This is a genomic window from Priestia sp. YIM B13552, from assembly GCF_042787775.1.
Lineage (GTDB): Bacteria > Bacillota > Bacilli > Bacillales > Bacillaceae_H > Priestia > Priestia megaterium_E.
The window spans coordinates 61732-82150 of the sequence record NZ_JBHZOU010000004.1 but is presented as its reverse complement, the minus strand read 5'-3'; the positions used below and the strand labels follow the sequence as shown (position 1 = coordinate 82150).

The window sequence follows — 20419 nt, the reverse complement described above, 5'->3', positions numbered from 1 at the left end:
TAATGAAGCTATTAACGTTAAATTGCCACTCTTGGCAAGAGGAAAATCAGCTAGACAAGTTATCTTGTCTAGCTGAAGTAATTAAAAAAGAAAAATATGATGTCATTGCTTTACAGGAAGTAAGCCAAAAAGTAGACGCACCTTATGTATATGACTACATTCGCAGCGATAATTACGCTTGGCTTTTAGCAAAAGAACTGGGTAAGCAAGGTGAAGACTATCAATTGGTATGGGATTTATCTCATATAGGCTATGAAGTGTATGAAGAAGGAATTGCCATTTTAACGAAACACCCGATTATTGAAGAGCATTCATTTTTTGTTTCACAAACGTCAAATATTGACTATTGGAAAACGAGAAGAATTGTTGGAGCCACAATCGAATATGAAAAAGAACTTCTTACGTTTTATTCTTGTCATCTTGGCTGGTGGGATGACGAGGAAGAGCCGTTCAAGCAGCAAGTTGATACGCTGCTAGCTCATGTACACAAAGATAACCCATTTTTCCTACTCGGAGACTTTAATAATGACGCTCATAGACGAAATGAAGGTTACGACTACCTGTTGAGCCAAGGCCTCTATGATACGTATAATCTATCGAACAAAAAAGACAGCGGTATTACAGTTAAAGGTAACATTGCTGGATGGGATGATAATGAACGGGCACTGCGCCTTGATCTAATTCTATCGAGTCATGCGCAGGATATTCATTCATCAACTGTGGTGTTTAACGGCATACATTATCCCGTTGTTTCCGACCATTTTGGGGTAAGCGTTGAAGTGAAATAAGTAACATAAAGCGAACGAATAGCGTTCGCTTTTTTTCGTGTGATTATGATGATGTGAAAATCATCTTCTTTACTGCTTTATCTATCGTTTTAGAAGTGTCCGATAAACTTTCGCATTTTAAAAAGTAGGTGTGCTATAATATTGTGATGTTGGCGATATGCAACCCATTTTTGCATGTTTATCAATGAAATCGCTCAACTTAATAGTAAGACGATACATGTAAGCTCTATTTAAATGAACACCCGTTGTCATTATCATAAACTAATAAAGAAAAATAGGTGTGAAACAATCATGAAAATTTTGTTGATTTCAAATATGTATCCTTCGGAACAATTCCCGAGCTATGGTGTATTTGTTCAAAACACTGAAAAAATTTTAGTTCAACATGGTATTCAAGTTGATAAAATTGTCATGCAAAAAAAGACAAGTAAATTAAGCAAGCTTTTTAGCTATGCTTCTCATTATGCTAATGTCGTCTTGACGGGCTTGACAAAAAACTACGACTACCTTTACGTACATTATGCATCTCATAATGCTCTTCCGCTGCTGATTCTTAAAAAGCTAAAGAAGAATGTGAGGATTGTGACAAACGTTCATGGTTCAGACGTTGTACCTGAAGTACCTTCACAGGAAAAGTATCAGCCAAGAGTAAATGACTTATTGCAACATTCCACTAAAATTATTACTCCTTCTCCTTATTATAAAGGGCTCGTTGAAGAGAAATATAAGGTTCATAACCCAATTTATATTTTTCCAAGCGGAGGAGTGAATAAAGATCTGTTTCACCCTTATGCAGATAAAAGCAAAGCTTATCAAGAACTAAACTTGGACCCTACTATCCGTTATCTTGGATGTGTAAGCCGCATTGATGTGGGTAAAGGATGGGAATACTACCTGCAAGCAATTGCAAAAGCTGAACAACAAATGCCCACTTCTTACAAATATCTATACGTTGGAAGCGGAAAAGATGAAGCGGCCTTTAAGGAAATGATCAAGACTCTAGGTCTAGAGGAAAAAGTCATCCATTTCCCTCTCCTTCCTCAGTCCTCTCTTGCTTACGTATATAATGCGATTGAAGCATTCGTGTTTCCGACCGTAAGAAAAGGAGAAAGTTTGGGCTTAGTCGGCCTCGAAGCTATGGCTTGCGGAGCACCCGTAATTGGGAGTCAGATTGGTGGTCTAAAAGATTACATTATAGACGGAAAGAATGGTCTATTCTTTGAGCCTAAAAATGTAGAGGAACTAGCTTCACAGCTACAGGCTTTTATTAATCTTCCTGAAGATGTGAAACAGCAAATGTCTCAACAGGCGTTACAAACAGCAAACCGCTACACAGTAGATGTAATTGCTGAACAACTCCCAACAATTTTTTTTGATGAGGTGGAAAAATGAAAGTCGCAGTTTTAATTCCTTGTTATAACGAGGAAGTAACAATTGGAAAAGTAATTGACGATTTCAAACGCGAACTGCCTAGTGCAGATATTTATGTGTACGATAACAATTCAAAAGATCGCACAAGTGAAATTGCACTTGAACACGGGGCAATCGTCAAAAAAGAATTCAAGCAAGGAAAAGGAAATGTTGTACGTTCGATGTTTCAAGAAATTGATGCAGATTGTTATGTCATGGTAGATGGAGATGACACGTATCCTGCAGAATTCGTTCATCAATTAATTGAGCCTATTAGAAATCGAGAAGCTAACATGGTCATTGGAGATCGTTTATCAAACGGAACGTATCTCGAAGAAAACAAACGTGCTTTCCATAATTTTGGTAACAACTTGGTACGTTCTTTAATTAATGGCCTGTACAAAAGTAACATTAAAGATATCATGACAGGTTATCGTGCGTACGATAAATTATTTGTAAAATCAATACCTGTGATGAGCCCGGGATTTGAAATTGAAACAGAGATGAGTCTTCACGCGTTAGATAAACGCTTCCGTCTCAAAGAAATCGCGATCGATTATCGCGATCGACCTGAAGGCAGCGAATCGAAACTTAATACGTTCTCTGATGGATTTAAAGTGTTACGAATGATTTTTACGTTATTTAAAGAGTACAAGCCGCTTCAGTTCTTCTCCATTTGGACAGTGTTGTTTATTGTCGCAGGATTAGCTGTTGGTGCTCCGGTACTTTATGAATTTTTTGATACAGGCTTCATTACCAAAGTACCGTCATCTATCTTAGCAACTGGATTGATGGTGTTAGGTGTTTTATCTTTCGTCTGTGGATTAATTCTAGATACAATCGCTTCATTAAACCGCAAGCAATATGAATTAGAACTAAATAAAAAAATTGAACAGATTGAACAAGTAGGAGAATAACAATGATGAAGAATAAAAAAAGTATTTTACTGCTTACAGTAACAGCTTTAATTATTCTTATCGGTTTAAGTATTGGTAATCCAGACGGTGTTCACTATCTTTCCCTTTTTGCTGCACTTGTATTTACCATCATAAGCTCTATTTTTATTTATAAAAATAGAGCTTATGCTTCATTTAAACCGCTAGAATGGCTATTGCTGATTGTTTTTTCGTTTATCGTACAGTTTTCACTTTTAGATAACTTACATATGACGAGCTCAACTATTTTCTTACTCGTTTTATATGCCATCAGCCGTACTCTATTAGCAATGCTGCTGACGGCCGCTGTACTCAGCGCTATCAAGCAAATAAACGATTTTCACTATACATTTGCACACCCAAAGCGTTACCTAGGAATTGTTACGATTCTTATTTTAGCTGTTAGTCTATATTACTGGTTCGCCTTTTTCCCAGCGGCCATGACTCCCGATTCATTAGCACAGTGGAGACAGGCACATAACGGAGAATTTAACGATTGGCACCCTATTATGATTACGTGGCTGATTATGCTGCTGACAAAAATATGGGATAACCCAGGAATTGTAGCGTTCACGCAAATTGTTGTTGTAGTAAGCATATACGCCTATACGTTTGACTTTTTCATTAAACGCAAAGCACATCCTGTTATGATTGGACTTTTAACAGCTATTATTGTCATTATTCCAAGCTTTTTAATCTTTTCAATTATTATTTGGAAAGATATTTTATACAGTGCTTTTCTGCTGTTTTTTACAGTGAATATTGCAAAAATCTATTTATCAAAAGGTGCTTGGATTAAAAGCAAAGCAAGCTTTTTCTTACTTTTACTTTCCGCATTTGGAGTAGCTTTCTTTAGACATAATGGTTTTCCTGTATTTATTTTGACTTTCCTTTTAATGATCGTCTTATTCAGAAAAAATTGGAAACCTCTTGTCACGATTTTCTTAGTTGTTTTTATTTTACAAAAGATTGTTACAGGCCCTGTGTTCACGTGGCTTGATGTACAGCCTTCGGATCCAAATGAAGCTTTGTCTATTCCAACTCAACAAATTGCAAACATCATTTCAAATGATGGGCAGATGTCAAAAGAAGAGCGTGAATATTTTAATAAAGTGCTCCCTATTGAATTGTGGAAAGAAAAGTACAATCCATATAAAAGCGATCCTATTAAATTCACTTGGAAATACTACGACCGCAAGTTTATTTTTAATGATTTAGGTCTTTACTTTAAGAATTATGCTAGCATTGTTATCAAAAATCCTTATCTAGCAACGGAAGGCTTTCTCAAACAAACAGCTTTAGTATGGCAAATCAATCCTTTTAAAGATGGCTACACAGATACGTATGTAACCAACATTTATTACGGCAATGATTTAGGTCTTAAAAATAAAGTAATTGAGCCGTTTATTACGCATACTGCCAATGCTTACTTAGCTATTTTTAAGCACCCTGTTTTTACATTCTTATGGAAACCAGCTTTTTATCACTGTGTCATTTTATTATTTTCATTAATGCTAGTGATTCGAAGAGGAATTACGTCACTTATTATCGTCATTCCTTGGGCTCTTAACACGCTTTCTGTTCTTGCGGCATTGCCGGCTCAAGATTTTCGATATTTATTAGCAAGCGTATTTGTGTCTTTCTTCTTTATTGGTCTTCCTTTTATCCGATTTGATCAGAAAGAAAAGGATGTGACCTCCTGATGGAGAGCAATTACAACAAAAAGCTAGGAATCACACTCATTATCGTGGCTTCCCTGTTTACAGCTGTTGGACAACTTTTTTGGAAGTTGTCCGAAGCTTCATTTAACTTAAATTTAATTATTGGTTTTTTTCTTTATGGATTAGGAGCCGTTTTTATGATTGCCGCTTTTAAATTTGAAAGAGTTTCCTTACTTCATCCATTTTTAAGCCTAGGATACGTAATCAGCATTGCTCTTGGTTTCTTTCTATTAAATGAAACCATTAGCCCTATGAAGCTGGTCGGTACTCTTATTATTATCGTAGGTGTAATTTTAGTAGGTGGCCAAGATGAATAGTATCCCTCTTTTACTTATTATGACTCTTTTAGGTTCAGTTGGAGCTGTCTTTTTCAAGTATATTTCTACGTATTTAAATGAAAAAAAGATAAAGCTAGCGCTTATTTGCTTTGTGGGTGGCGGCCTTTTTTACGGGGCGGCAGCTCTGCTTAATGTGTATGTTTTAACGCTGTTACCTTATTCTATTGTATTTCCGCTCACGTCTATTACGTATATTTGGACATTAACATTCGGTTACTTTTTAATTAAAGAAAAAGTTACAACAAAACAAGTTATCGGCTGTATTCTTCTAATTGTCGGATGCTTCTTTATTGCTAATAGTTGATGAGATAACTTGAAAAGGTAGGAGTTTCGCATGAAAAACTTAAAATTCGCGAGCATTTTACTGCTCATATCAACATTATTTTTGAAATTTTCTAGTATGATTCGTGATTTAGTTATTGCTAACTATTTCGGTACAAGTTATATTGTCGATTCATACAACGCAGCAATGATCATTCCAAACGCTTTTATTTTATTTATGCTAACGGGGATGAAGGATGCGTTTATTCCTAGTTATTTACGTTATGAAAAAGAAAATAAAGGAAAGGTTCATTTGACTAATATTGTTAAATCAACCTTTCTTATTTGTTTCATTATTTCGGTTCTCGGATCAATTGCTGCTTTCTTTTACTTTCCCGCTTCGTACTCTAATTTTTCCAAAGCAGCAATTGAACTAGGAATTTATACGGGCGTTATGTACTTTTTATCTCTTTCACTAGTTGGAGTGAATGCCGTATACGAAGGTGTATTTGATGCACGAAGCCAATATTCTTTCTCCGTGTTTTCTCAAACGGTTGTTGTACTATTTACGATTTTAAGTACAATCCTATTACATTCAATCATGGGCGGCTATGCAATTGCTCTTGGCTATTTTGTAGGAACAATTGCTTCTTTCTTAATTAAAGTTGTCTATTTTAAACCGCAGCATCTGCTGTTATGGAAGCAAAAAATTGACCGTGATGAAGTAGTGGCTTTTTATAAAGTATTCATCCCTGTCGGTGTGACCATTATGGTCGGTCAAATTAATTTAACTGTAAACTTCTTCTTTGCTGGCTCCTTTGGTGAAGGTGTTATTTCATACTTAAATTACGCCTTCAGACTTGTAAGTATTCCCCAGGCAATATTCGGGGTTACGGTCGCAACCATTATTTATCCACTGATTGCAAGAGCCATTTCTGAAAAAGATGAAGAACGCTTTAAATCAGGAATTGAAAAAGGGATTACGTTTATGCTGATGCTGCTGATTCCAACGATTGTTATTATGATCTTTTATATGAAAGACATTGTAATGATTGCTTATCAGCGCGGTGCATTTGACGCAAATTCAACTTTAAAAACAACGGATGTATCTTATTATTACCTAGGTTCAGTGTTTTTCTATTCGCTGCAAGCTGTTCTTGCAAAAGGATTTTATTCTCTTCAAAAAGGTTATCTTATTATGAGAGCAGGCTTATTATCTATTGTGTTAAATATCATCTTTAACATGATTTTTACTAAATTTATGGGATACCAAGGATTAGCACTTTCCATGTCAGTGGTTGCCTTTTTCTACACGGCCATCGTATTCGTTATGCTGGCAAAACAAATCAATCACTTCCATTACGGATATCTAGTGAAAGAAACAGGAAAAATTCTTTTAGCTTCTGTACCTGTTGCTATCCTCATGTTCTTCTTGAAGGACATCGCATTTTTGAATTCATTACATGTTATCTTACGATTTGGTATTGTCTGTCTTGCAGGTGGTTTAGTATACTTAATGTCGACGCTATTATGCAGAGTAGAAGGTGTTATGCTTTTAGTTAAAAGAAAACGTTAATTCACGTAAAACAGGAGAGTACTATATGAAGAACACATACTGGTTATTTTTTCTGTTCGTTGGTTTTATTTCAATTCAGCCAATTATTGATATGCTAACGACGTACATGGTTTTGAACATGGATAGTGGTCTCTCAATTGGGGTTGTTATTCGCTTTCTATATATGATTTTTGCGGGTGTCCTACTTTTAGTGTTTGCCAAACAATCAAAATGGGCTAGATATTCGATTATCTACCTTATTGTTTTTGCACTCTTTCTTGGACTCAATATCTACTTAAATCATCAATGGAAAGATCCTTATTATATTGGGCAAGAAATTAAATTTTTCAATAAGGTTGTTTATATGAACGTTACCTTACTTGGAATGATTGTGATGTTTTCACATTATCGATCGTCTGTGGATGTAAAAAGAATACTGAGCAAAAACTTATTGACTGCTTCACTCATCATCAGTATTGTTTTTATTGGTACAATGCTAACAGGTACAGCACTAGAGAGTTATCAGTATAATAAAATTGGATTCAAAGGCTGGTTTTATGCAGCGAATGAGCTAGGAGCAACCATTGCTATTTTGCTTCCTCTCACACTGCTTTTAGCTTTAGATAAAGTACGTTCGTTTTCAAAAGCTTATTACTGGATTCCTTTTATCTTGTTAGCTGTTTCGTCCATCATGCTTGGAACGAAAGTAGGCTTAGGTGCCGTTATTCTTTCTTTAGTTGTAGCAACAGTTGTCTTATTTGCAAAATTATTTACGAATAAACGCAGCTTAATTAAAGCCAACTTAGTAATCTCAATTCTGCTTTTAATTGTAACAGGAGCAACCACTCCGATTTCTCCAGCTTATAAAAACACATATACGCACATCGATATGTTAGAGGCTAAAAAAGAGAAAACAAAACAAGAAAAGCCGGAAAAGAAAGAAAAAGAAAAGCCGGCTAAAAAGAAAAAGCAAAAGGAATCAAATTTAGATGACAAAGATATTCAAAATCTGATTCTAAGCAGCCGTGAGCAATTTTTAGCTCATCATAAGGAAGAGTATGCAAAAGCACCTATTGCAAGAAAAATGATAGGTATGGGCTTTTCTGGTGACTATACAAAACAGCTTCCGCCAAAGATGATTGAAATGGATTTTTATGATCTGTTTTTCTCTTTAGGTATCATCGGATTTTTACTATGGGTTCTTCCACTTCTAGTAGTTGGTTTAACTGTATTGGTTCGATTATTTAAAGACCCGTCACAGCTTCTTGATGAAAGCTTTATGATGTATAGTACAGCAATTGTATTAGCTCTTGGAATTGCTTTTGTAGCTGGGCATGTCTTCACCGCACCAGCCGTTACCATCTATTTTGCAGCTGCTGCTGCTTATCTGTTCGTCATTCATTTTAAACAAAGACAAGCATAAAAAAAACAGGCCATTGAAGGCCTGTTTTTTTATCTTTTTAATGGCTGAAGGCTTAACACCGTATCACCCGCATTAACGTTTATTTCTTGATCATGAGCAAAAAAACTCAATGCCTTTCCTTGCTTGCTTACTGCTAGTAAAAGAGAATCATCGCTTTTCTCCTCAAGATATGTTTCATACGTATATTCATCCGTAATTTTTGTATTGTAAATCGTATATCCGTGCTCCATTTTATGATGCAGAAACTCCCACGTAATTCCTTTCTTAAAGAGCATGCGTCCTCTTACAGTGTGCATAATTTCATCGACATCTTCTCTTGAATCTTCTTGATCACGAATACTCAATTGAAAAACATTGTTCCGTCCCATATCTTGAAGAAAAGCAGTACAAACAAGTGCATTATATGCATCTAACTCAGTTGCAGCAATCACGTATTCATAAGGAGTTAAATCTAGATGATATTCCGTTTGCTCAGCTAGAACTTCTCCGTGATACACATCTACTTCCGCTCTGCGCGCAACTCTTAACCGCTCCCACGAAGAATCAGCAACTAACACTGGATAGCCCAGCTGCTCTAACTTAGAAGCAAAGGCAACCGTAAAATCATTGCTTCCTACAAGCAAAATACCAGGTTCTTCTCCAATTGATAAATCAAGCTTCTTAGCTAGCCATGAAAGGGAAAAACCGTGTGCACAAACCGTAGCAAACACTAAAGCAAATGTCAGCGTTGTTAGAATGGAAGCATCTTTAAATCCTTCATCAATTAGTACTTTCGCAAAGTAGCTTGAGACCGTTAACGCTACAATTCCACGCGGGGCAATCCAGCCAATCAGTATTTTTTCTTTTATAGATAAATCTGTCCCTACCGTTGATAAAAAGATGGAGACAGGTCTGACAATAAAAAGCATAAGTAAAACAAACAAAATGATATTCCAATGAAAAATTTCAGTAATGGTCTTCATCGTCAGTCCAGCCGTTAACATGATAAAAATAGTAGAAGTCAATAGAACTGAAATGTTCTCTTTAAAATGTCGCATATCACTAATAGATGAAATATGCATATTAGCAAGGGTAATCCCCATCGCTGTTACTGCTAGAAGACCTGTTTCATGCTTAATTTCATCAGCTATCGTAAAACAGGCAATAACGACAATAAATACGACCGGGGATTTTAAATACTCTGGAATATGCCCCTTTTGAAACATCCATCCTATTCCGCGGCCAAGAAGCCATCCTATTAAAACAGCAATAATAGAAGCTGCAAAGAAAAAGAGAATTGTTTTTCCACTCACTTCTCTCAGCACTAAAAATTGAACAATTTCAAACGAAAAAACGGCCAGCAGTGCACCAAATGGATCAACAATAATACCTTCCCATTTTAAAATCGCTGCTGGTTTTGGTTTTAATTTAGCTTGTCGTAAAAGAGGTAAAATCACGGTTGGACCCGTTACAATAAAAAGCCCTCCGATAACAATTGCCACTGCCCATGATAAATCTGCTATATAATGAGCAGCTAAAGAGCCTAAAATCCAAGCTAGCATGGCTCCGAGCGTCACAATGCGAAACACGGGCTTTTCGATTCCCCTTACCTCTCTCATGTCTAAATTCAAGCTGCCTTCAAATAAAATAACAGCTACAGCAATCGACACAAAAGGATCAAAAAGCTGGGCAAACTGTGCTTTAGGATCAATTAAACCTAAAATAGGGCCTGTTAGCAGTCCGATAATTGACATCACGACAATTGCTGGTAACTTAAATCTCCAAGCCAGCCACTGAGATAGAACTCCTAGTCCCACTACGAGCGTGATATGTATAAGCATAGGTTCCATTGTATCTTCCTTCTCTCGTTCGCATAATGTGTATATATTTTCCCTAAAATAAACCGATGTTATACAGGAAGAAACAAACACTACCTTGTTTTACCACTTTTTCAAAAATGCTAAACGCATACTCTTTTCTTTGAATCCAAGCTATTTTCTTTCATTCGACACATATTTTACTCGTGTTTGTCGAATTTCACTTTATGATCAAATAATAAAAAGCCTTTAGCTTCTGCTAAAGGCTTTTTGCCGGATGATCCAATTCATATAGCTTTTGATAGTGACTGTTCGTCGCAAGCAATTCGTCATGCGTTCCTCGAATAGCTATCTTACCATCTTGCAAAAATAAGATTTCATCCATTTTTTCCATCCCAACTAAATTATGCGTAACCCATATTAAGGTTTTGTCTTGAAGAGTTTCAAAGATAGTGGATAACAAGCGCTTTTCAGTCATAGCATCCAACCCTGCAGTTGGCTCATCTAGCATAACAATTGGCGTATGCTGAAGCAGAACACGTGCTAACGCAATCCGCTGACGTTCACCTCCTGAGAAGCGCTGACCTGTTTCAAGCATCGGCGTTTGATATCCTTGGTGCAAACCTTCCACAAGGGAGTGCATATTCACTTGCTTCATGACCTCAATTACTTCTTCTTTTGTGGCCTCTTCATTAGCTAGTAATAAATTGTTGGCTACGCTTGTATTAAATAAATAAGGATTTTGATTTAATACAGAGATGAGTTTTGGTACATCTTCACGAACTTCAGCAACAGACTGACCGTTTAGCTGAACTGTACCTTCTGTAGGTACTAAGGAGCCTTGCAGCAACTTTAATAGAGTCGATTTTCCAGCTCCACTCTTGCCAAGAATCGCAATTTTTTTCCCTTGCTCGACTTGAAATGAAAGATCATGAATGACTGACTCCTCCTCATTACTATAGCGAAAGCTTACATGCTCAACTTTTAATCTAACCGAATTCCATGAACCTTTATAAGGTAGAGAAAGAGTATGTTTTTTCTTTTCGTTCACAGCTTCCCAGTTCTTTTCCATTGTCTGTACTCTATTTAATGATTCTTCAAACTGAGGAATCTTTTCTACCGCATTAGATACTGGCAGCAGCGCTTCAGATAAAGGAAATACTACTAAAATAAAAGCAGCAATAAACACACCTGCAAGCTCTTTATCTGCAAAAAGAGAAGCCCCAAACCAAATTATTGTGACAATTAAACCTGCTACAATAAGTTGTCCAAACAATTCTCGGTAATACGTCCATAGTTTAAGCTTGCGATCCATGCCGTCTAACTCATTTTCTGTTTTGTTATACGAATGAAAAAATGATTGCTGCTGACCGCTTAACACCCAATCAGCCACTCCTAAAAAGCCGTCTGTGACCTTGGCATATAACTGTGCTTTGCTTGATTTATATCGCTGATTGGCTGCCTTCATATGCCAAAGGGAAAAAAGCGGCATCACTACTACTAATAAAAATAAATAGATGGCAATCAAACATGCAAACTTTAGGCTAAAGAATCCTAAAGCTACAATCGAAATAACGTATAAAATAACAGCTGAAATTGTTGGAAGAATGGTACGCAAGAACAAGTCTTGTAAACTTTCAATATCTTCCGCGAGAACGCCTAAAACATCTCCTGTTTGATAGCGAGATGTAGCAATTAACGGTTCAATCAAATGATAAAGACGTGTACGCATTTTAGCTAAAATACGAAGAATAAAATCGTGACTGACAAGACGCTCCGCATAACGGAAAGCGGCTCGGCTTAAACCAAATGTACGCACAAGTACAATTGGAACATACACCAATAAAATCGTTTCTGGGCGTAAGGAAGAAGCTGAAATCAAATAACCTGACGTGAACATTAGCGCGCAGGCAGAACCAATCGTTAACAAGCTTAGTAATAAGATAGAAAAGATACGATATTTATATGTTTTAAAGTAGGGCCATATCCAACTTTTATATTTCATCATATCTCCTCCTCTTCATGTAAAAATTGATAGTAAGCTCCTTTTTTTTGAATCAGTTCTTGATGATTACCGATTTCTGCAACCTTTCCGTCCTCTATTACAACAATGAGATCCATGTCTTTCATCCAGTGCAGACGGTGCGTAGCTAAAATAAATAACTTCTCTTGGAACATCGTTAAAATATCTTGCTTTAATTCATATTCCGTTTCAATATCGACTTGTGCCGTTGGTTCATCAAGCATAATAATAGGACGGTCGCTTAGAAATGCCCTTGCTAGAGCAATCCTTTGAGCTTGGCCGCCGCTAAGCTGTCGTCCCCCATCCCCTATCATTTCATTTTCCTTCTTAGGCATCTGTTGAACCGTTGATAAAAGTCCTGCTTTCGTTAAAGCATCTTCATAATCATATGAGCCGCCTCTGTCTTGATAAAATTCAATATTTTCTTTTACTGTTCCATTAAAAATAAATGGGTGCTGAGGGATATACGTAATCTGCTTTTGCCAAGCATCTGAGCGTAAATCAATTGGCACGCCGTTTACTTCAGCAGAGCCTTCTGTAGATTGTACAAAGCCGCTTAGTATATCAATAAGCGTCGATTTTCCAGCTCCGCTTTTTCCGATGATTCCAATTTTCTTCATTCCTTTAACATGCAGCGACACATCTTCAAGAGAAGGTGGATGCTCTTCGTCATATTTTACAGTGATATGCCTTAATTGAAGTTCACTGTTTTCAGTCCAACTAGGAACACCTTCTTTTTTAGCCGGCGATTTTTCAGCCTGCTTCACAATCTTAAGTAATGCATCTCCGGATTCTTTTCCGTCTAATGTTGCATGGTAATCATTTCCGACTTCTCGTATCGGCAGGAAATATTCAGGTGCCAGCAATAAAATCATAAGTGCAGGCTCTAATGTCATAGACCCGTTTACGAGCCGCAAACCAAGCATAACAGCCACGATGGCTACAGATAACATGGTAAAGAAATCTAAAGCAAACGTAGATAAAAAAGCAATTCGGAGCGTTCCCATTGTCGCTTTTCGATAACGGTCACTGACTCTTTCAATCGTTTCAGCATGCTCCTTACTTTTCCCGAGAAATGTTAAAGTTTCTAACCCTCGAAGCGAATCTACAAAGTGGTTGGACAACACGTGATATGTCTCCCATTGGCTATCTATTTTTTTTTGTGCAGCCAATCCAAGCAAAATCATAAATAAAATTAAAATTGGCATGGTCACAAGTAAAATAATGCCCGAAAGCCGATCATGGTACCAAACGAAAGCAAGCACCAGCCAAGGTGTTACGCTGATGGCGGCCAGTTTAGGCAAAAACAGCTCGAGATAAGCACGAAGCTTCTGTAGGCCTGTGGTGATGAGCGTCACCAAGTTTCCTGTTCCTTCATCTTTGGTAAAACGCGGTCCTAATGAAAAAATGCTTTGCATGACTATCAAACGAAGTTCCTGAGTCGTTTTGACTCCAAATTGATATGCTGTTTTTTTTACTATAAAACCTACGATTTGACGAATCATAAAGGCAGACAAAAACAATCCGATTGCTTTTGTCTGCGAAGTTAAACTTTCACCATGAAAAAGAGCGGTAATTACTTCGGCGAGCCACTTAGCTTGAAAAATAATGGCTACACTTTGAATAGTAATAAGCCCTATTAACATGGCAAGAACCATTTTTATTCCGTTGTAAACCATTAAATTTCTACCCATTAATACTCCATATGCTCCTTATGATCTACACGTTTTCTGAAAACGTAGTAGCTCCAAATTTGATAACCTAACACAAAAGGCAGTAATGCAATAGCAGCGTAAGACATAATTTTTAAGGAATAATTTCCTGATGCTGCATTATGAATCGTTAAACTATAGCTTTCATTGATTGAACTAACCAAAACGGTTGGAAACAATCCTGCAAATATAGAGGAAATTGATAAAATTAAAATTAAGCCAGACATAGCAAATGCCCATCCATCTTTTTTACGTGTAAGGAAAAATCCTGCTAGTAAATACACGAAAATACCGATGAAAAATGTATATAGCATCAAGCGGCTATGATTACTGAATATATCTGTTTCAAAAAACGTCATGCCTGAAAAGATAAGAAGTAATAAGGCATTTATAGGCAAAAGCTTCATAGCGACTTTCCGTGAACGATCTCTAATATCGTCCATCGTACGGATCGTGGCAAAAATAAGTCCGTGCCATAAGCAAAGCATTGTTAACGTAACGCCGCCTGTGATGGTATATAGATTAACAATATCCGAAAAGCCCGCATTCATTTGCATGTTGCGCTCAACAGGCAGTCCTTTCATTAGCGCTGAAAATAAGATACCAAAAATGAGCGGTGGAAAAAGACTTCCAAAGAAGATAACCCAATCCCATGCATTTTTCCACGCTTGTTTTTCAACTTTCCCTCGAAATTCAAATGCTACACCGCGGCCAATAAGCGAAAGCAAAAGAAGAACAAAAAGAACATATGACCCGCTTAATAGCGTTGCATACCAGTTTGGAAAAGCGGCAAACATAGCACCGATTGCTGAAATTAGCCAAACTTCATTTGCATCCCAAAAAGGACCGATTGTATTAATAAAAGCTCGTCGCTCTAAGTCGTTTCTTCCTAAAAAACGAGACACCATTCCAATCCCAAAATCAAAGCCTTCTAAAAAGATAAAACCAACAAAAAGAATGGATACTAGTAAATACCAGAATTCATTAAGAGAAAACATTGTATCCCTCCTTTGTAAATGGATCAGTTGATACTACTTTTGTATGTGCTTCGTGATCATGATCTGGACCTTTTTTAATTTCTTTAACAAACAAGAACACCATAATCACAGCTAAAATTAAATAAAAGAACGAAAACGAGATAATAGAAAACAGCAATTCACCTGCTGTTACACCAGGAGACACGGCATCTTCCGTTTTCATATAGCCAAATACAACCCAAGGCTGGCGGCCAATCTCTGTCATAATCCAACCTGCTGAGCTTCCAAGGAACGGAAAGGCAATGGCAATCGTCATAATACGTAAAAATAGTTTGCTTTCTTGAAGTTTTTTACGAGAAAGCAAGTACGTGCCCCAAATGCCTAATGCACATAATACGCCACCTAGACCAGCCATAATGCGGAAACTCCAAAATGTTGTCCGAACGGGTGGAATATAATTTCCTGCTCCATATTTCGCCGTATACTGCTCCTGCAGCTCGTTCATCCCAGGAACGGAACCTGAAAATTTCCCGTATGATAAGAAGCTTAATACATAAGGTATTTTGATTTCCCCCGTATTTTTCTTTTCATCGGGGTGAATATTTGCTGTCACCGTCCAAGCGCCTGGACTTCCGCTGTTTTCCCATAATCCTTCACTTGCGGCCATTTTCATCGGCTGTGTTTTAACTAAGTATCCAGCCTGTTCATGACCAGATAACGCAATTCCTACGCCTGAAACTAACCCTACAATAATGGCAACTTGAAATGATTTTTTGGCAAAAGCCAAATGTTTTTTCTTCAAGAGCATAATGGCACTGACACCCGTGATAAAAAAGGCGCCTGTTGCAAACGAACCTAAAATGGTATGAGGGAATTCAACCCACAGCTGACCGTTTGTTAACAATTTAAAGAAGTCATTCATTTCTAAACGGCCATTATTTAGCTCCATTCCAACCGGATGCTGCATAAAAGAATTAGCCGTTAAAATAAAGAACGCCGAAAAAATAGTACCTAGACTAACAAGCCAAATACATAGACAGTGCAGCCATTTAGGCAAACGATCCCACCCGAAAATCCACAGTCCAAGGAAAGTGGACTCCATAAAAAACGCGAGCAGTGCTTCAATAGCAAGCGGCGCACCGAATACATCTCCTACAAACCTTGAGTACTCTGACCAGTTCATGCCAAACTGAAATTCTTGTAAAATACCTGTTACGACTCCGACAGCAAAGTTAATCAGGAATAAGTGCCCCCAAAACTTTGCCATCTTTTTATACTGTTCATCTTTTTTTACTACGTACATCGTTTCCATGATCGCTACTAAAAAGACAAGACCGATAGATAGCGGTACAAAGATAAAATGAAACAGCGTCGTTGATGCAAATTGAATACGTGATAGTATAACTGTATCCATCTTTTTTCTCCTTTCATATATAAGAACATTCATCATTTCCATAGATACTTTGCTCATTTCTGAGCATCTTTTACTTACATTGTGAAACATTGAGCATAATAATTCGAGAGATATGCTCAGTGTTTCACATACATATGTAATATCTCTCTTTCTATTTACATAGTATAGTCTATTTTTTTAGCTGTGCACGTACATTTTTTGAACGTTTTTAGACTAAAACGTGACTTTCTTGTGACAAAAAAAGTGAAGGTTCTCTTTATTTTTCTCATAAAAAAAGCACGCTCTGATTTGAGCTTGCTTCTCTACGGTCGATATTTTGCTTTGGCATTTAATTTAGACTGACGAATGATTTGGTTGATGACTTCAGAAAACACAATACCAATGGCAATTGAACCTGAAATCATAAAGGCTTTTGCTGCAAGACTAATCGCTTCATTATAGTTATTTTCTACAAAGTTACGCATGGCATCGTATGCTGTTCCTCCCGGAACTAGCGGAATAATACCTGCTACGGTAAAAATAATGATCGGCGTTCGATAAATTTTTGCGTAAATTTGACTAATAATAGCAATAAAGAAGGCCGATGCAACTGTGCTTGGAATTTCATCTACGCCATAGAACGTTAGCAAATAGTAAATGAGCCAGCCAATCATTCCGACAAAGCCACTTTTTAATAATGATTCACGTGGAACATTAAAGATGATCCCAAATGCTGCTGAAGCAATAAAACTTGTAATTATCTGCTCTACGATATGCATATGATGCCTCCCTTCTATAGAAGCGTAAATACAATGGCAATACCTGCACCGATAGCGAATGCCGTCAGAAACGCTTCTGCTCCTTTTGATAATCCAGACAGTAAATGTCCCGCCATTAAATCTCGCACTGCATTGGTAATGGATAAGCCAGGAACGAGTGGCATAACGGACCCAATAATAATTTTATCAATTTGCGTGCCTAGTCCTGAAGCGACTAAAAGAGCTGATAAAAGTCCAATAACTAACGAAGCGGTAAACTCAGCAAAAAAGCGAATCGGAATAAGACGGTGGAAATACACCACGGTTAAAAATCCGAGACCTCCTGAAAACATAGCTGGAATAAAGTCCGTCCATAAACCTTGAAACATGATTAAAAAGCATCCGCTAGAAATGGATGCAGCTGCAAGTTGAACCCATAGTGGAAAAGCTACGTTGGTTGCTTCAATTTCTTGTAGCATTTCATACGCTTCCTCCAAGGAAATGTTTCCTTGACTGATTGTTCTTGAGACGCTATTTACCATGGTTACTTTTTTTAAATCCGTCGTTCGTTCGGAAATACGAATTAACTTCGTTTTCGTCGGTTCTTTCGTTTCAAGTGAAAACATAATCCCTGTTGGCGTCACATAGCTGTGGGATTTTTTTATACCGTAAGACGCTGCAATCCGCATCATTGTATCTTCTACTCGATACGTTTCTGCTCCGCTTTCTAACATAATTTTACCTGCTAGTAAGCTAACGTCCATAATTTCATATTTATCTAATTTTTGTTGTGTCATCAAATCGCTCCAAACATATTAAAGCTTGGTTTTTTCCCCTACAGCATACAGTGTATAAGAAAGAGGGAAGTGGACGCAATGGTTAATGCAAAAAAGTGTGGACTTTTTGTCTCACACTTTCAGGAATAGTATATACATTCCTTATCAATTCATACGTTTTGTGGTCTCACGCTCTACTAATAAAGGTGCCATTTTATACTGTATCTGATCTATTTCTTGCTGATCCTGAATTTGCTGAAGTAAGAGGTTTACTGCTTTTTCAGCCATTTTTTCCATCGGTTGATGGATAGTTGTTAGTGGAGGATGCGCTTCACTAGCTTCTGTAATATCATCAAACCCTATAACAGACAAATCTGCTGGAACGTGAAGCCCGTTTTGCCACGCACAGTGTATCACTTTCAGAGCGATGTAATCCGTAGCACAAATAAGCGCAGTTGGAGGCTCTGGATGATGAGCTAGCTCATTTATAAACTGATATAGTTCATCTGAGTTATTCATATCTTCTTTCACAAACATTGCGTTTGCTGACGATACATACTGATAAAAAAGAGACAGACGGTGCTCGACTCCGCTTACAGCTTTTCCAACGAACCCTATATTCTTATGACCAAGGTCCGTTAAGTGAGCAACAGCTAACTGCATTCCCACCGCATCATCTACATGTACAATCGGCCAAAGTGCAGAAGAGGCGTCTCCTGTAAGAGAAACGTAAGGCGTTTGATATTGTTTTAATACATCTACAAACGGATGCTGAGCAGCTACATAGTCTAATAAAATGACCCCATCAAACCAATGGTTCATCATAACATTTAATTGACGCTCAGCCGTTGTTTCTTCGTAATCCGTGTGTCCAATAAGAACGTCCATCCCTCGACTTTGGACTTGTTGCTGTACCTTTTTTAATAGTTCAATTAGAAACGGATCTTTTAAATCTCTAATTAATATCCCGATAATCCCTGTTTTTTGGGCCCGAAGAGCTGCCGCAAATGGATTCGTCTGATACCCCAAATGAGCTGCTGCTTTTAGTACTTTTTGTTTAGTTGTTTCACTAATTTTAATTTTACCTTCTTTATTATTGAAGATTCTTGATACCGTAGCTAATGAAACACCCGCTTCTTTTGCTACTTCTGTAATCGTGACTTTTTTTCTCCCCATTCGTACCGACTCCCATTTCCTTTTAGTCTATCGACCAAGTAAACATTTTTCTTTATTATACTACTAGAAGCCGGCACCACTGAAAAACTACTTTCCCTGCTTTTCACTAAACAGCCACTTTAACACATCTTGAATTTTTTGATCCCAATATGCCCAGTCGTGACTTCCTTTTCCTTCTTCATATGTAAAACAAATAGGCTCTTGCTTACAACGCTCGGAAAAACGTTTATTTTCCTGATATAAAAAATCTTCCGTTCCACAGCATTGATAAATACGCGGAGTCACTTCTCCATAGCGCCGGCGATTTTCAAGCAGCCAGAAAAGATCATCCTCAGGTCTAATAACAGGGGGCATGCCAAAAATCAAAGGATAATCTAAGAACTGAACTTCTCCTCGCCCTCCAAGCCCTTCAACGTCCATCACTCCTGATAAACTGGCAGCTGCAGAAAATTGATGTGGTTTGCGAAACGCCCATTTTAAAGCCCCGTACCCTCCCATAGAAAGGCCAGCTACAAAATTATCTTCTCTTTTTTCCGATAACGGAAAGAATGATCTAGCCAAGTGAGGAAGTTCTTCTGTTACAAACGTCCAATACTTCTTTCCATAAGCCATATCTCTATAAAAGCTGCGATCTACATTTGGCATTACAACTGCAAGTCCTAATTCTGATGCGTAGCGTTCAATCGAAGTTCTTCTCATCCATATCGTATGATCATCAGAAAGACCGTGTAATAAATAGAGCGTAGGGTGTTTCTCACTTCTTGTATTGGTTTGTAAACCAATTTGAGATTTTGTTTGCTGCGGTATCAAAACGTTCATTGAAGTACTTATTTGCAATACTTCTGAAAAAAAATCACATTGCATAAACGCCATATTTCTCTTCCCCCTATTTTTTCTTCCCTATTGGTTGATAACAAAACGTACATAATTCATATAAAAGTTAAAAAATAGTTTGATTATTTACAATTTTTAATTTAACATAAAAACATCTTTTATGAAAACGTTTTACGTATAACGTTTTTCAAATTGAAATAGTGAACCTGATTCAATGAAAATGAAGGGGGGAGTTTAGGATATACTAAATGAATCCCATCTAAAGACGAACAAATGGGATACATGAGCTAAACGGCTTATGACACCGTAGTTGATGTCCGTGCAAGACTTCGCTTTCCGCGGGCGGCCGCTGAGCCTCCTCGTCGCTTGCGCTCCTGCGGGGTCTCATCTATTCCGCTTTTCCCCCAGGAGTCTTCGTCTCGCCCTCCAATCAACTACTAGAAGAATTTAAACAGAGGAAAACTATGTTCACCCCAAAAAAAAACGAACCACTGATTAAAAATTTTGATCAGTGGTTCGTTTTTACTTTGTCTAAAATACTTT

At 37.4% G+C, this 20419-nt stretch carries 18 protein-coding genes; 8 read left to right on the top strand and 10 right to left on the bottom strand.

What is annotated here, in order from left to right:
- The first annotated feature begins 2 nt into the window (after positions 1-2).
- From ACFX40_RS17460 to ACFX40_RS17425, 8 genes are all read left to right on the top strand, one after another.
- Positions 3-788, top strand: a complete 786-nt coding sequence (locus tag ACFX40_RS17460; protein ID WP_060745889.1) for an endonuclease/exonuclease/phosphatase family protein — start codon at positions 3-5, stop codon at positions 786-788.
- Positions 789-1079: 291 nt separating this feature from the next.
- Entirely contained in the window at positions 1080-2180 is a 1101-nt protein-coding gene (locus tag ACFX40_RS17455; RefSeq protein WP_060745890.1) for a glycosyltransferase family 4 protein, read from the top strand.
- Positions 2177-3115, top strand: coding sequence for a glycosyltransferase family 2 protein (locus tag ACFX40_RS17450; RefSeq protein ID WP_013059871.1), 939 nt, complete (start codon positions 2177-2179; stop codon positions 3113-3115). Before ACFX40_RS17455 ends, ACFX40_RS17450 begins: the two co-directional genes overlap by 4 nt.
- 2 nt (positions 3116-3117) lie before the next feature.
- Entirely contained in the window at positions 3118-4836 is a 1719-nt protein-coding gene (locus tag ACFX40_RS17445; RefSeq protein WP_263033655.1) for a DUF6020 family protein, read from the top strand.
- Positions 4836-5171, top strand: a complete 336-nt coding sequence (locus ACFX40_RS17440; protein WP_013059873.1) for an EamA family transporter — start codon at positions 4836-4838, stop codon at positions 5169-5171. Before ACFX40_RS17445 ends, ACFX40_RS17440 begins: the two co-directional genes overlap by 1 nt.
- Positions 5164-5496, top strand: a complete 333-nt coding sequence (locus ACFX40_RS17435; RefSeq protein WP_016765961.1) for an EamA family transporter — start codon at positions 5164-5166, stop codon at positions 5494-5496. Before ACFX40_RS17440 ends, ACFX40_RS17435 begins: the two co-directional genes overlap by 8 nt.
- A gap of 30 nt (positions 5497-5526) precedes the next feature.
- Positions 5527-7029 carry a murein biosynthesis integral membrane protein MurJ gene (gene murJ, locus ACFX40_RS17430; RefSeq protein ID WP_016765962.1) on the top strand — a complete coding sequence of 501 codons (1503 nt, stop codon included), beginning with the start codon at positions 5527-5529 and terminating at the stop codon, positions 7027-7029.
- A gap of 25 nt (positions 7030-7054) precedes the next feature.
- Complete coding sequence (locus ACFX40_RS17425; RefSeq protein WP_098332536.1) at positions 7055-8431, top strand: O-antigen ligase family protein; 1377 nt, start codon at positions 7055-7057, stop codon at positions 8429-8431.
- A gap of 29 nt (positions 8432-8460) precedes the next feature.
- Here the strand turns inward: ACFX40_RS17425 and ACFX40_RS17420 are convergent, their stop codons facing one another.
- From ACFX40_RS17420 to ACFX40_RS17375, 10 genes are all read right to left on the bottom strand, one after another.
- Complete coding sequence (locus ACFX40_RS17420; RefSeq protein ID WP_060745895.1) at positions 8461-10260, bottom strand: cation:proton antiporter; 1800 nt, start codon at positions 10258-10260, stop codon at positions 8461-8463.
- 226 nt (positions 10261-10486) lie between these two features.
- Positions 10487-12235, bottom strand: a complete 1749-nt coding sequence (cydC, locus tag ACFX40_RS17415; protein ID WP_377255757.1) for a thiol reductant ABC exporter subunit CydC — start codon at positions 12233-12235, stop codon at positions 10487-10489.
- The gene (cydD, locus tag ACFX40_RS17410) at positions 12232-13944 is read right to left on the bottom strand and encodes a thiol reductant ABC exporter subunit CydD (RefSeq protein ID WP_208757508.1); all 1713 of its coding nucleotides are present in this window, start codon (positions 13942-13944) and stop codon (positions 12232-12234) included. The genes cydC and cydD overlap by 4 nt, the downstream gene beginning before the upstream one ends.
- Positions 13944-14960: a cytochrome d ubiquinol oxidase subunit II gene (gene cydB / locus ACFX40_RS17405; protein ID WP_377255754.1), complete on the bottom strand. Its 1017-nt coding sequence runs from the start codon at positions 14958-14960 to the stop codon at positions 13944-13946. Before cydB ends, cydD begins: the two co-directional genes overlap by 1 nt.
- Positions 14947-16353, bottom strand: coding sequence for a cytochrome ubiquinol oxidase subunit I (locus tag ACFX40_RS17400; protein ID WP_098249392.1), 1407 nt, complete (start codon positions 16351-16353; stop codon positions 14947-14949). The genes cydB and ACFX40_RS17400 overlap by 14 nt, the downstream gene beginning before the upstream one ends.
- 302 nt (positions 16354-16655) lie before the next feature.
- Positions 16656-17111, bottom strand: coding sequence for a threonine/serine exporter family protein (locus ACFX40_RS17395; RefSeq protein ID WP_013059882.1), 456 nt, complete (start codon positions 17109-17111; stop codon positions 16656-16658).
- A 14-nt stretch (positions 17112-17125) separates the two neighbouring features.
- The gene (locus ACFX40_RS17390; RefSeq protein ID WP_013085528.1) at positions 17126-17887 is read right to left on the bottom strand and encodes a threonine/serine exporter family protein; all 762 of its coding nucleotides are present in this window, start codon (positions 17885-17887) and stop codon (positions 17126-17128) included.
- 144 nt (positions 17888-18031) lie between these two features.
- Entirely contained in the window at positions 18032-19042 is a 1011-nt protein-coding gene (locus tag ACFX40_RS17385; protein ID WP_377255751.1) for a LacI family DNA-binding transcriptional regulator, read from the bottom strand.
- Positions 19043-19129: 87 nt separating this feature from the next.
- Complete coding sequence (locus tag ACFX40_RS17380; protein ID WP_377255748.1) at positions 19130-19915, bottom strand: alpha/beta hydrolase; 786 nt, start codon at positions 19913-19915, stop codon at positions 19130-19132.
- 257 nt (positions 19916-20172) lie between these two features.
- A complete protein-coding gene (locus ACFX40_RS17375; RefSeq protein ID WP_180976349.1) occupies positions 20173-20310 on the bottom strand; it encodes a hypothetical protein in 138 nt (45 codons plus the stop codon).
- Positions 20311-20419: the final 109 nt, after the last annotated feature.